General features: G+C 54.4%; 9 protein-coding genes and 1 pseudogene. 4 read left to right on the top strand and 6 right to left on the bottom strand.

From position 1 onward, the window contains the following. Nucleotides 1-29 precede the first annotated feature (29 nt). Nucleotides 30-587: a cytochrome b/b6 domain-containing protein gene (locus NQ012_RS07260; protein WP_257066939.1), complete on the bottom strand. Its 558-nt coding sequence runs from the start codon at nucleotides 585-587 to the stop codon at nucleotides 30-32. 198 nt (nucleotides 588-785) lie between these two features. Beyond that, entirely contained in the window at nucleotides 786-1,058 is a 273-nt protein-coding gene (locus NQ012_RS07255) for a PepSY domain-containing protein (RefSeq protein WP_257066938.1), read from the bottom strand. A 467-nt stretch (nucleotides 1,059-1,525) separates the two neighbouring features. On the opposite strand from NQ012_RS07255, the gene NQ012_RS07245 reads away from it, so the two are divergent. Further along, nucleotides 1,526-3,118: a phosphoethanolamine transferase gene (locus tag NQ012_RS07245; protein ID WP_257066937.1), complete on the top strand. Its 1,593-nt coding sequence runs from the start codon at nucleotides 1,526-1,528 to the stop codon at nucleotides 3,116-3,118. A 469-nt stretch (nucleotides 3,119-3,587) separates the two neighbouring features. On the opposite strand, the gene rmuC is transcribed toward NQ012_RS07245, so the two are convergent. After that, nucleotides 3,588-5,096, bottom strand: coding sequence for a DNA recombination protein RmuC (gene rmuC / locus NQ012_RS07240; RefSeq protein ID WP_257066936.1), 1,509 nt, complete (start codon nucleotides 5,094-5,096; stop codon nucleotides 3,588-3,590). Between the two features lie 218 nt (nucleotides 5,097-5,314). Here rmuC and NQ012_RS07235 point away from each other — a divergent pair, with 218 nt between their 5' ends. Both NQ012_RS07235 and porB read left to right on the top strand, forming a co-directional pair. Beyond that, a complete protein-coding gene (locus NQ012_RS07235) occupies nucleotides 5,315-6,271 on the top strand; it encodes an AEC family transporter (RefSeq protein WP_257066935.1) in 957 nt (318 codons plus the stop codon). 333 nt (nucleotides 6,272-6,604) lie between these two features. Beyond that, nucleotides 6,605-7,708: a trimeric porin PorB gene (porB, locus tag NQ012_RS07230; protein WP_257066934.1), complete on the top strand. Its 1,104-nt coding sequence runs from the start codon at nucleotides 6,605-6,607 to the stop codon at nucleotides 7,706-7,708. A gap of 833 nt (nucleotides 7,709-8,541) precedes the next feature. Here the strand turns inward: porB and NQ012_RS07225 are convergent. Next, nucleotides 8,542-9,003: pseudogene (locus NQ012_RS07225) on the bottom strand (IS481 family transposase); the annotation flags it as partial. Between the two features lie 77 nt (nucleotides 9,004-9,080). Further along, nucleotides 9,081-9,995, bottom strand: a complete 915-nt coding sequence (gene rarD, locus NQ012_RS07220) for an EamA family transporter RarD (RefSeq protein ID WP_257066933.1) — start codon at nucleotides 9,993-9,995, stop codon at nucleotides 9,081-9,083. 97 nt (nucleotides 9,996-10,092) lie between these two features. Between rarD and NQ012_RS07215 the strand changes: the two genes are divergently transcribed. Continuing rightward, complete coding sequence (locus NQ012_RS07215; RefSeq protein ID WP_257066931.1) at nucleotides 10,093-12,261, top strand: primosomal protein N'; 2,169 nt, start codon at nucleotides 10,093-10,095, stop codon at nucleotides 12,259-12,261. 192 nt (nucleotides 12,262-12,453) lie between these two features. Here NQ012_RS07215 and NQ012_RS07210 read toward each other — a convergent pair whose 3' ends face one another. Continuing rightward, nucleotides 12,454-13,845: a DEAD/DEAH box helicase gene (locus tag NQ012_RS07210; protein WP_115336263.1), complete on the bottom strand. Its 1,392-nt coding sequence runs from the start codon at nucleotides 13,843-13,845 to the stop codon at nucleotides 12,454-12,456. Between the last annotated feature and the right edge of the window lie 147 nt (nucleotides 13,846-13,992).

Raw genomic sequence — 13,992 nt, 5'->3', positions numbered from 1 at the left:
GGGGGGCGCTTAACTGAATGGTTAAGGCTCTAATCTTTATCGAAAATCTGCGGCCGAACGAAGGCATCGTCGGGCACGTTTTTCTTGCCGGTAATCATGGCGCGCACCAGATTGGTTTTGCTCAGAAACGACATGGCCAGCGCGGCGGTAACGTGCAGGGCAATCAGCGGAATCAGGCTGTCGGCCAGAAAACCGTGGATTTCTTCTACGGTTTCGTCGCCCCAGAAGCGGTCGGTCGTCATCAGGTAGCCGCTCACGCCCAAGCCGATAACCGCCGCCCACAGGGCAAACATCATCAGTGCGCCGAAAGGGTTGTGGCCGAGATGGGTGTCGGGCCGGCGGCGTATGATGTTGCTGCCGTGCGCCATCAGGCGCGAGGGGGTGGGGAAAAAGTTGCTGAAACGGGCGTAACGGCTGCCGATAAAGCCCCACAACAGGCGGAAGGCGACAATACCGGCGGCAGTATAGCCAACATATTCGTGGATGTCGCTGCCCTCTTCGGTAAACGCCAGATTCGCCAGCACGCAGGCGGCAAGCCCCCAGTGGCACAGGCGCACGGGTAAATCCCATACTTTAACGGTTTGCATGATACGTCCTTTCTCGGTGCTTCAAGGCCGTCTGAAAAGTTTTTTTCAGACGGCCTGAGACCTTTGCCCCCCCCCTAGATGCAGATGCAGTTCAAGGCGTAGCAGCGCACAACGCAGAAATGCGCCGCAGATGGGGGTTTTGCAAAGGTCTCGGCCTGCTTGGTTCTGCGTATATAACGGTGTGAAAGCCGTCTGAAATTAACTTTCGGTTTTGCTTTTCACGGGTTTGCCGGTTTTGGTGTCGAAATAGATTTCAACTTTCTTGCCTTCTTTGTTTTTGCCGTAGATTTCGTAGCAATTGCCTTTGGTTTGCTTGAATTTCATGATCTGGTAGCCCTGCTGCTTGAGCTGCTCTTGGAATTTGGCGGGCGGAATCTGCTCGTTTTTCGGGTAGGCCGTGCAGGTGGTTTCGGCAAAAGCGGTTAAGGATACGGCGGCGGCCATCAGGCCGAAAAGGGTTTGTTTCAACATGGTGTGCTCCTTGTGGGAAACGGGTTATTCAAAATGATTGATAAGGGGAAAATGAAACAGCATGAGGCCTTGGCAACCCAGCCAGATGCGGATGCAGTTCAAGGCGCAGCAGCGCAGCGAGTGCAGACATAACATATGGTTAGGCAAGCGAGCGAGCAGCGTGCAACGCAGAAATGCGCCGCAGATGGTTGGGTTGCCGAGGTCTCGGTCTCTGTTGCTGTGGTGCCATTAAAACAAACCCGTCTTAAGCAAACCTTAAAGCCGCCAATTTTTTCAGACGGCCTGAAAATAAGAAATAATAAATTGATTTTATTAATAAATATTTTCAAGTCAGGCTGTTAGAAATTTCTAAAAAAGCCGTCTTATTAAAATATCTCCAACTTTGTTTATACCTTAAGAAAGCCTTAATCCTGCCGGTGCATAATCGCCCGCTCGTTAATCTGACTATCCCAAAGCAAGAGTTCTCCATGCATTTCCGTTTTACTGCCAACCGCGCCGTTTTCCTGTTCAGCCTTTATGTCGCCGCCGTGTTCAATATCGGTTATTGGCGTTCGGTTTTCCAAACCGGCGACTGGCTGCTGATACTCACCATGCCGCTGTTTTTGGTGGCCGCCATGAACCTGATTATGCAGCTTTTGTTCTGGCCCAAGCTGCACCGGCTCACCATCCCCTTGCTGCTGCTTGCCGGAGCGGGCGCGTCGTTTGCGGTGATGACGCAAAACATTTTTTTCAATGACGACATGATTCAAAACCTGCTGCAAACCAATCCGGCGGAAGCCGGCGCATGGCTTTCGTGGAAATTCATGCTGTGGGTGGCGCTTACCGGCGTGTTACCGGCCGTGCTGTACGCCCGCTACGGCAAAATCCGGCATGCAACCAAATGGTATAAAGCGCTGGGCTGGCGCGTTTTGAGCGCAGCCGCATCGCTGGCCGTTATCGGTGCGTTGGCGGCAACATCGTATTCGCATTACGCCTCGTTTTTCCGCAACCACTCCAAAATCAGCCACCAGATTACCCCCACCAACCTGATTGGTGCAGGTATCAAAACGGCTTATGTTGCCTACGATGCCAACCGTCCGTTTGAAACCATCGGCAACGATGCCAAACGTCATGCCGCACCGCACGAGCGTAAGCGCCTGCTGGTGTTGGTGGTGGGCGAAACCACCCGCGCGCAAAACTGGGGGCTGAACCCCGGCGCGCCCGATACCACGCCCGAGTTGAAACAAACCGCCGGCGTGATCAACTATCCCGACGTATCTTCTTGCGGCACATCCACCGCCGTATCGCTGCCGTGCATGTTTTCCAATATGAACCGCAACGATTACAACGCCAGCCGCGCCAAGCACCAAGAAAACGTGATGGACGTATTGCAACGCAGCGGTCTCTATGCCTCTTGGCGTGAAAACGACGGCGGCTGCAAAGGCGTGTGCGACCGCATCAAACACATCAATATCGGCGACATCGCCCAAGCAGGCCAATGCGGCAGCGACGGCTGTCTCGATATGGCTCTGCTCAACGGTTTGGAAGAAGAAATCCGCGCGATGAAAGGCGACGGCATCATCGTGCTGCACACCATAGGCAGCCACGGCCCCGCATATTACAAGCGCTACACGCCCGAATTCAAAACCTTCCAACCCACTTGCGACACCAACCAGTTGCAAGATTGCAGCACCGCGGCGCTGCAAAACACCTATAACAACACCATCCGCTATGTCGATCATATGCTGGCCGCCACCATCAAACTGCTCGACCGGCAAACCGACACCGACAGCGCCTTATGGTATGTTTCCGACCACGGCGAATCATTGGGCGAAAACGGCATCTACCTGCACGGTACGCCTTACGCTATCGCTCCGAAAACGCAAACTCAAGTGCCGATGATTTTTTGGGCGAAGCAGGGCTGGTACCAAGGCAGCGGCGTGTCGGCCGCCTGTCTGAAAAGCAACGCCGGCCGCAGCTATTCGCACGACAACCTGTTCCATTCGCTGCTGGGCGTTTTCGATGTGCAAACCGCAGAATACCGCAAAGAGCAAGACATTTTCGCCACCTGCCGTGCTTGAATCTAAATAGCGGCAAATAAACTGAGACCTTTGCAAAACCATTTTGAGGCCGTCTGAAATGCTTAACTTCTGTCATTCCCGCGTAGGCGGGAATCTAGCCACTTTTTCATAAGTTATTGAAATAAAATACTTGATGATTTTAGGGCTGGATTCCCGCCTACGCGGGAATGACGAGACACAAATGTTTTCAGGTTTGAATTGTTTTTTTGCAAAGGCCTCAAACTTTTTGTGATATTTTTTGAATATTGCAAAGACCGCAGGCCGTCTGAAATCTTTCAGACGGCCTGCGGCTATATAAAAAAACAGTCGGCACCTCAAGCCCAAGCAAACAAAATCCGCACAAAACACCGATGGCAGACTGCGGCAAATGCTGCCGTATTTCCTTTTTCCCTTCGGGCTACAGTCAGCCAACCTGAGAAAAAGTACACACGCCATACGACGGCTTAATCCGAATAGAATGGAACCATATTTACACGTTCCCTTCCCCGTTTTCCGATTCCGCCTCAGGGGCTTCGAGCATTTCGCCGGCCGCTTTTTCCGCCAGGCTTTTTTCGAGCTGTTTGCTGGCTTTCACGCCCAGTTTGCGCAGTTTTTCGGCGCGGCCGACCAGATTGCCGCGTCCTTCGTAAAGCTGTTTGTAGGCGGCCTGGTATTGGCTTTGCGCCTGCTCGATGTTTTTGCCCACGCCTTCAAGCGTGGTAACGAAGCCCACGAATTTATCGTAGAGCTTGCCGCCTTCTTCGGCGATGGCGAGCGCGTTTTGGTTTTGCTGCTCGTTGCGCCAGATATTCGCCACCGTGCGCAGGGTTGCCAGCAGTGTGCTGGGGCCGACGGGCATAATGCGCTTGTCGAAGCATTCTTGAAACAGGCTGTCGTCGTGCTGCAAGGCCAATAAATAGGCCGGCTCGACGGGGATAAACATAAACACGAAATCGAGCGTGTTCACCCCTTCCAAATCGCTGTATTGCTTGAGCGACAGGCTTTTGATGTGGGCGCGCACGCTGGCGGTGTGGGCGGCCAGCTCGCGTTCGGCGGCTTCGGGCGTTTGCGCTTGGGTGTAGCGCACATAGGCGGTAAGCGACACTTTGCTGTCGATGATGATTTGCTTGTTGTCGGGCAGGTTGACGAGCACGTCGGGTTGCAGGCGGCGGACGCTGCCGTCTTCTTCGGTGCGGGTGGAGGCCGTCTGAACGAAATATTCGCGCCCTTTAACCAGGCCGGAATTCTCCAGCACGGTTTCCAAAATCATCTCGCCCCAGTTACCCTGCGTTTTGTTTTGCGTGCCGGTGAGCGCGTCGGTGAGCGCTTTGGCATCAGCGTGAAGCTGGCTGTTGAGGCTTTGCAGGCGTTTGAGTTCGTTTTCCAGAGTCAGCCGCTCTTTGGCTTCTTTTTCATAAGTGTTCTGCACCAGCTCGCTGAATTTGCCCATGCGCTCGTTGAGCGGGGTAAGCAGGCGGTTGATGCTTTCGGTGTTGTGTTCGGTAAAGCGCTTGGTTTTTTCTTCGAGGATATTGTTGGCGAGGTTTTGAAACTGGTCGGCCAAACTTTGGCGGGCTTCGGCCAGCAGCGCCATTTTTTCTTCGTGGGCAAGGCGTTCCTGCCCGATTTGGGTGTTCAAACGCTCGTAACCGATTCGGCTTTCGGCCAGCTCCTGCTGCAAATCGCGGTAATCGTTTTTCAGACGGCCCAATTCGTTTTCGCGCTCTTGCAGGCTTTCGATATGCTGGCGGGCGGCGGCGAAACGGCTTGATGTTTCTTGCAGCTCGGCACGGATTTCCTGTTCGCGGCGGCGGCTTTCATCCAACTCGTTTTGCAGCGGCCCGATCTGCGCAGCGCGGGTTTCGGCTGCGGCCAGCTCGGTGTGCAAACGGTGCGCTTGGGCTTGGTGTTTGGCACGCAGAAACAGCCAGGCAAACAAAACGCCCAAACCGATGCCGGCAAACGCGGCAAACAACAGATAAAGCAGAGTGTCGTTCATACTATATAATATATGTTTCAATATCCGATTAAAGCCAAAGCAGGCGCAAACACCGTTGAGGCCGTCTGAAAACGCCTGCCGCAAAGCCCTTGCGGGGCAGGCGGAATATACCATGTTTCAGACGGCCGGAAACCTCCGCCAAGCCGTCCGGCCGACATCATAATATTTTAGAGTAACCTGCCGTTGCCGCCTGCCGAACAACCGTTTCAAACCCATCCATGCAGAATTTTACCGACGCCGTTTTGTTTGCCATCAATGTAACCCTGCCCAGCACCCTGCTGCTGGGCTTCGGCATATTTTTGCGCCGCGCGGCACAAATTAACGAACACTTTATCGCACAAGCTTCCAAACTGGTTTACCACTACGGCCTGCCGTGCCTGCTGTTTGCCAATCTTGCCGAAAGCAACATCAACTACGGCGAACAAGCCCTGCTGTTGGCGGCGGGCACCGCATCCGTGCTGGTTTGTTTTGCCGCCGCCGAACTTTACGCATGGAAATTCGTTGCCGATCCGCGCGACAAAGGCGTGTTCGTACAAGGCGTATTCCGCGGCAATTTAGGCATTATGGGCCTGGCATTCGTATTCAACGCCTACGGAGAAAGCGGCGTAGCCGCCGGCGCGGTTTATACCGGCGTGATAACCATATTGTTCAACATCTTGGCGGTTATCACCCTCAGCAGGGCCGAAGGCAGCGCATGGCATAAAAAAGCAGGCAACATTCTCAAAAAAATCTTCACCAACCCATTGATTCTCGCCATCGTGGCCGCTTTGTTGCTGCAACACTTTCATATTCCCGTACCCAAACCCATTATGAAAACCGCAGGGTATGTCGCCAACATCTCATTGCCGCTGGCGCTGATTTGCGCCGGTGCCGCATTCGATATCCGCTCCATGCTGAAAATGTCGGATATCTCCCTGCAAGCCAGCATCGGAAGATTGTTGGCCGCCCCCGTTATCGCCGTTATCACAGGTTTGGTTTTCGGCCTGAGCGGCGTAGCGTTCGGCGTATTGTTCCTGATGACGGCCACGCCCGTAGCCGCCGCAGCCTATGTGATGGCCAAAGCCATGGGCGGTAACGACACCGCAGCCGCCAACATCACCGGCATCACCACTTTCGGCGCCATGTTTACCGCCGCAGCAGGCATCGTAGCGTTAAGAAGTTTAGGCTTGATGTAGCCGAAACCGTTACCGTTCAAGCCGTCTGAAAACCGATAAAGCCCTACGGTGCCGAAAAACAACACAAACTGACAATTTGTTGCAAATGTGCCAAATCTCGTTGGTTTTTTTGTATTGAATTGATTTAAAAGGAATTTGTTTTATGGTGTGGAATAAACCCCACACATTCTGCCAAGGGATGGCGCATTTAAAGCCGATAAAGTTTGTTTTTTTGCAACGAAGCAATTATATTAGCAGACATGAAATCGCTAACCTTGCGATGAATGCCAAAGCTTGGATGGTTTCATGCCCATTTGAGTTTGTTTTCTTAAACGATAGAAAAGGAATACAGCAATGAAAAAATCTCTGATTGCCTTGAGCCTGGCTGCCCTGCCTGTTGCCGCTTTCGCCGACGTAACCCTGTACGGCCAAATCAAAGGCGGTGTTGAAGTTTCTCAAACCAAAGTTAAAGAAGGTGGTGTAACTACTAAAGATCACACCAAAACTGAAATTGCTGACTTCGGTTCACGCATCGGTTTCAAAGGTCATGAGCATGTAGGTAACAACCTGAATGCCATTTGGAAAGTTGAGCAAAAAACTTCTATCGCCGGTACTGATAAGGGTTGGGGTAATCGTGAAGCCTATATCGGTTTAGAAGGCGGTTTCGGTACCATTCGCGCCGGTAAAATCGCTACCCAACTCGACGATATGGGTACTATCGATCCGTGGGAATACAACAACAACGCTTTGGGCTTAGGTGTATTCACTCGTACAGCTACTAAAGTAGTGTCTGCCCGTTACGACACCCCCGTATTCGGCGGCTTCAGTGCTAACGTACAATACACTCCGCGTGACAACCAAACTGAGGCTCGCGGTTTAGGCACCAATGTTGACGGCACTGGTCGTACTAATAACTTAGGCGATACCTCTGCTTACTATGCCGGTTTGAATTATGAAAACTCTGGCTTCTTTGCACAGTATGGTTTGGGTTATAAAAAATCGGCCTATGTTGCTAATAATGCAAGCAAAAGCGGTCAAGTTCATCGTGTAGAGGCTGGCTATGATGCCAACAATCTGTTCGTAGGTTTGGGCTATCAATACACCAATGGTTGGGATTCTTTAGACAGCTATGCTGCTGCTATTACCAATACTGAGTATACTGATGCTGATCGTGCAGCCGACGATAGCGCTGGTGTGAAAACCCACGAAGCGGCTATTACTGGTGCCTATCGCTTCGGTAACGTAACCCCTCGCTTGTCTTATGCACACGGCTTCAAAGCTAAAACTGCTTCTGGCAAAGTTGACGGCACTCAATACAAACAAGTTGTTGTAGGTGCTGATTATGACTTCTCCAAACGCACTACTGCCATGGTATCTGCCGGTTGGTTGAAAGCTGGCAGCGGTGAGAACAAAGCTGAAACTACCGCCGGTTTGGTTGGTCTGCGTCACAAATTCTAATCTTATGATTAGTGTAAAAGAGCCTGCAAATGCAGGCTCTTTTTTATTTTCAGGTTATACCGGTAATAGAGATGTAAGAAAAGGCTGGGGTGTTTACACAACGGGTTGGGAATGAAGTCTATAAAATCTCACAAGTTGTGCCGTCTTTCAGGTTCTTGTGGGGCTTGGAGGTGTTATAAAAGTTAACAAAATGACCTAGCTCTTTTTGCCGGAGTGCTGAGTTCTTAAAACGATATTGTCATGCCCACATTTTCATTAAAGTACGGATAAACCACTCGGTTTTACCATTGGTTTGCAGCTGGGCAACATGGGGAACTTTTGGCCTATGTTGTTTTGCGTGCAGACAACGTCGAACGGATACCAGTATTGTTCTGATATTCTCCACTGTTGTCGGAATAGGCGCTTCGATGGTATAGGGACACAATCTGAGATCTTTGCAAAATTCAAATTACCACCTGAAAAACATGATTTCCGTCATCCCCGCGTAGGCGGGAATCCAGACGCTTGGTATTCAAGTATTTGTTTAATCAATAGTTCAATACTTCCATCTGGATTCCCGCCTACGCGGGAATGACGATAATTGGATGTTTCAGACGGCCTCAAAGAATTTTGCAAAGGTCTCAATTGTGGGAAATGGTCGGGTTGCTTACACTTTTTATGCCAAACGGCTTTTATTTTTTGCTGGAATGATGGTTTCGTGATTTTTGAGCATTCTCAAGAACGATGCGGCTTCGCCGTGCCTTTCGGCATTCTTGACAACCCTCAAAAATCCCAAAATGGGTCTGTATGCAAAAAACGGAAAGTGTAAACAACGCTAGAATTTCCTACATCCAATCTATCACATCGCGCAAAAGAAATTTGGCTATACAGGCTGCGGTACGGTCCGGCAATATCGCAGCGTACAGTTCTCGGGAAAATCATAAATGACAACAAACAGATAAGTCCGGGAGTTGGTTGCTTTTTGGTTATGCAGTGAGAACAACCGCTTGGTGTCGAAATGAACCATTTCGCCAAGGGAGGATTTGTTGTAACGCTTTGTCTGTGTTTTGAGTTTCTCTTCGATTTTCCGTTCAACTTTAGTCAGGCGTTGCGTACCGTATTTTGCTTGCTTAAAGCGGTTGTTGGTGCTTTTTTACGGCACCAGTAGCCGCAACCGTGTTGCTTTGAGTATACGGTAAATCGTTACTCTGCTGACATGGTATTGTTGTGCCGGCGTGGTAACGCTAATTTTGTCTTGCGTATAAGCACACCAAATGGCTTGGCGGTTAGAGCCGGGTGTTTTTATGGATGTTCATACAGTATTGTCCTTTGAATACTTTAAACAACGTTAGCTTTTCCTACACCTGTTGCTTTTCCATTCGGAATAGGGCATCTAAACCTTATGCCCTGCCGCGCGATACTGCTGCCACACGGCCAGCAGATACAGCACCACGCCCAGCCACACCCAGCCGTAGCCGATCAGGCGGTTGGTATCAAAGGCTTCGCCGAACAGCAGCAAACCTGCCAATAATTGCAGCACCGGCGAAAAATATTGCAGCATACCGAGCATCGAAAGCGGAATCCGCCGCGCACCGGCAGCGAACATCAATAAAGGCACGGTGGTAATCATGCCCGAGCCGAGCAGCACCGCCAGCGGCAACACACCCAGTTGGGCAAACTGCAAACTGCCTGCCGCATAATGGTGCGCCAGATAGCCCAGCGCAAACGGCAGCAGGATCAGGGTTTCCCAAGTGAACCCCACCAAAGCGCCCACCGGCGCGAGCTTGCGGATAAAACCGTAGAATCCGAAAGTCAGCGTCAGCAGCAGCGCCACCCACGGTATCTGCCCGGCCGGCACCGCCAGCCACAAAATTCCCACAAACGCCAGTGCCACCGCAGCGGCTTGCAGCTTATCCAGCCGCTCTTTCAAGACCACGCGGCCGAGAAACACGCTAAAGAGCGGCGACATAAAATAACCCAGGCTGGCATCGAGCACATGATTATTGGCAATCGCCCACAAATACACCAGCCAGTTCATGCCGATACAGAACCCGCTCAACACCAGCGCCGCCAGAACCTTCGGCTGTTTGAGCACGGCGGCAAACGCGCCCTGCTGACGGGTGAACAGCAACACCGCCACGGCAAACAGCGCCGACCACGTAATCCGCTGCGCCAACACCTGATCGGCCGCCATGCCCGCCTGATTGATGGGATACCAATAAATCGGAAACAGCCCCCAAATGGCATAACAGCCGGCGGCATACCAAATGCCTTTGCGGGTTTCTTGGGCGGAATACGCGGAATTCATAACAGATCGGCCGGGTAAAGACGGCGATTATCCGCCTGAAGCCGCGCCGCCGCAATGCCGCATTCAGCAATGCCGCCATATCCCTTATAATGCCCGCATGATTTTGCACCACATCGCACTCAACGTGCCGGTTTCAGACGGCCTCTTTACTTACCGCCACCCGACTGCGCTGCCCGCAGGTTGCCGGGTGGCGGTGCCGTTTCGCGGCAAAACGGTGGCGGGCGTGGTGTGGGCAAGCAGCGTGGAAAGCAGCATGGCGATTGAGAAAATCCTGCCCGTGCAAACGGCTTTTACCGATGAGGCGCCGCTGCCCGAAAGCTGGCGCGAGCTACTCGACTTTACCGCCCGCTATTATCATTACCCCACCGGCCAGGCCGTATTTGCCGCGCTGCCGGCAGGGTTGAAAGAGCCGAAGCCCGTTGGCATGCCGCAGCCGCCGCTGTTTTATGCTTTAAACGAAACCGGCAGGGCGCAAACGCCGCCGCCGGAGCGATTTCGCAAACAACACGCATTATGGCAGGCGTTGTTTTCAGACGGCCTCGAAATGGCGGCCTTGAAACGCATCAACAACCAAGCCACTAAGCTCGTGCAAGAATGGGCGGCCCAAGGCTGGATACAGACTTCACACGCTGCCGCGCCGAAGCTGAATCCGTCCGAACATACGCTCAACGCCGCGCAGCAGGCCGCATCGCAGGCCGTGCAGGCTGCCGGCGGCACTTTCCAACCGTTTCTGCTTTACGGCATCACCGGCAGCGGTAAAACCGAAGTGTATTTCGACGTGATGGCCGAAGTGTTGGCCGCAGGCAAACAAGTGCTGTTTCTGCTGCCCGAAATCAACCTTACGCCGCAACTGCTCAAACGGGTGCAGGCGCGGTTTGCCGACGTGCCCGCCGCCGTGCTGCACAGCCAAACCGCCGCCGGACAGCGCACGCAGGATTATCTGCGCGCCATGCTCGGCCAAGCCAAGCTGGTTATCGGCACGCGGCTCTCGGTGTTCACGCCGCTGCCCGATATCGGCCTGATTGTGGTGGACGAAGAACACGACGGCTCGTTCAAACAAGACAACGAATTGCGCTACCAAGCCCGCGATTTGGCCGTGTGGCGCGCCAAACAGAGCGGTTGCCCGATTGTGTTAGGTTCCGCCACGCCCAGCCTCGAGAGCTGGCACAAAGCGCAAAGCGGCGCCTACCGGCTGCTGGAGCTGGCCGAACGCGCCCATGCCGCCGCCAAACTGCCGCAGGTGGAGGTTTTAAACGTAGGCCGTCTGAAACTCGACAACGGTTTTTCGCCGCAGGCCCTCAAACTTTTACAACAAAATTACCGACAAGGCGGTATGTCGCTGGTTTACCTCAACCGCCGCGGTTTCGCCCCCGCCCTGTTTTGCGGCGATTGCGGCCACACTTTCGGCTGCCCACGCTGTTCGGCCAAAATGGTGCTGCACCAGCGTGCCCGCCAACTGCGCTGCCACCATTGCGACTACCGCCAAAGCGTGCCCTACAAATGCCCCGATTGCGGCAACCAAGACCTGACCGCCGTCGGCCAGGGCACGCAGCGCGTTGAAGAAACCCTGCGCGCGCTGATGCCGCAAGCCGCCGTCGCCCGCGTCGACCGCGACAGCACCGCCCATAAAAACGACTGGGCCGATTTATACCGCCGCATCGCCGGCAACGAAATCGACGTGCTGGTCGGCACCCAGATGCTCGCTAAAGGCCACGACTTCGCCCGTCTGAACCTCGTGGTGGTGCTCAACGCCGACGGCAGCCTTTACAGCGCCGACTTCCGCGCGCCCGAGCGTCTGTTTGCCGAGCTGATGCAGGTTTCCGGCCGCGCAGGCCGCGCGCAAACCGCAGGCAGCGTGCTGATACAGACCCAACTGCCCGAACACCCCGTGTTCGCCGCCGTGAAAGCGCAAAATTACCGCATCTTCGCCGAAACCGAATTGGCCGAGCGCAAACTGCTGAATATGCCGCCGTTTGCCTTTCAGACGGCCATCCGCGCCGATGCCGCCAAAGTGGCCGACGCGATGGATTTTCTCAACGGCATCAAAGCCGTAACCGAGCCGTTAATCAGTGAAAACGTATCCGTGTTCGGCCCCGCCCCGATGTTTATGGTGCGGCTGGCCGAACGCGAGCGCGCGCAAGTGTTTTTAGAATCGCCCGACCGCCGCAGCCTGCACCGCGCCGTGAGCCTGTGGGTGCAGGTGTTGCAGCAATACCGCGACGGCAAAATCAGGTGGTCGGTGGATGTGGATCCTGCGGAGATGTGAAGGAGGTCGTTAAGGCCGCCTCATAACGGCAAAATATATCAGGCCGTCTGAAAAATTTGATTTTCAGACGGCCTGATATATTTTGCCAAAACCATTTCAGGTTTTTAAAACATCTGCATCATGTTCGGGCTTGATCCGGGCGGCTGCCGGTGAGGCTCGTTGAATTGTGCAAAGGCTTCAACACTCTGCGGTTCACGCGCCGTAGTTGGGTTGCAGCAGGGCGCATTTCTGCCGTTCGCGGCGGCTGCGGCGGGAGCGGCCGGCGATTTTGCCGCAGGCGGCGCCGGGGTCGTTGCGGTCGGCCTGGCGTTCGTTGCGGTTTTCGCTGCGGGCGTATTTGTTGTCGCGGTTTTTCGGCTCGCGGGTGTTGCGCTCGCGTTCGCGGGCGGTGCGCGGTGCGGCCGGGGTTGCCGCGGTGCCGTCTTGCTGCCACCAGCTCGGCTCGAAGCCTTCGATGCGCTCGACTTCCACTTGGCTGCGGGTCAGCTCTTTGATGGCTTCGAACATTTTCTGTTCGTGTTCGTCCATCAGCGAAATCGCCACGCCGTCGGCGCCTGCGCGGCCGGTGCGGCCGATGCGGTGCACATAGTCTTCGGGCTGGGTGGGCAGCTCGTAGTTGATCACAAACGGCAGCTCGGCGATGTCGAGGCCGCGGGCGGCCACGTCGGTGGCCACCAGCACGCGCAATGCGCCTTCTTTGAATGCGCCCAGAGTTTCGAGGCGGGTTTGCTGCGATTTGTCGCCGTGGATGGCTTGGGCGGAAATTTCTCGGCGCTGCAAGTCGCGGGTTACCTGGTCGACGCTTTGTTTGGTTTTGCAGAACACGATAACCTGGTTCATGTTTAAATCGACAATCAGGCGCTCGAGCAGATTGCGTTTGCGGGCGGTGTCGACGGCGATAACGTGTTGCTCGACGTTGGCGCTGGCGGCGTTTTGGGCGGCCACTTCCACTTGCTCGGGGTTGTTCATGAAATCCTGCGCCAGTTTGCGGATGGGCGGGGCGAACGTGGCGGAAAACAGCAGGGTTTGGCGCTGTTTGGGCAGCATGCGCATGATGCTGCGGATGTCGTCGATAAAGCCCATGTCGAGCATGCGGTCGGCTTCGTCGAGCACCACGATTTCGACTTTGCTGAAATTGATGTTTTTCTGTTTGACGTGGTCGAGCAGGCGGCCGACGGTGGCGACCACGATTTCGCAGCCTGCGCGCAGGTCGGCGGTTTGCTTGTCCATATTCACGCCGCCGAAGAGCACGGTGTGGCGCAGCGGCAGGTTTTTGATGTAGCCCTGCACGTTTTGGTCGATTTGGTCGGCCAGCTCGCGCGTGGGCGTGAGCACCAGCATGCGCACGGGGTGCATGGCGGGCGAGGTGCTGGGGGTAGCGTAGCGTTTCAGGCGCTCGAGGCTGGGCAGCATAAAGGCGGCGGTTTTGCCGGTGCCGGTTTGGGCGGCGGCCAGAAGGTCGTGTCCGGCCAATGCTTTGGGAATGGCGGCGGCCTGAATCGGGGTGGGCGTTTCGTAGCCTTGTTCGGTGAGGGCGGCGACGATTTCGCTGCCCAAGCCGAGTGATGAAAAGGTCGGATTCATAATGTTTGCTTTCGTTTCAGACGGCCTGTGCGGGCGGTGAAAATATAGGCCGTCTGAAAAAATATCGGGGAAAAATAAGGCAGGGCGGTGGCCTGCCTGACGGATATACGGTCTCTATTATGCCATAAATCGGGTGCCGGGGTGGGC

Origin of the sequence: Neisseria dentiae, from assembly GCF_024580525.1 — a bacterium.
Taxonomy (GTDB): Bacteria; Pseudomonadota; Gammaproteobacteria; order Burkholderiales; family Neisseriaceae; genus Neisseria; species Neisseria dentiae_A.
The sequence above is the reverse complement of the archived record's forward strand: the minus strand, read 5'-3'. Positions and strand labels throughout refer to the sequence as shown.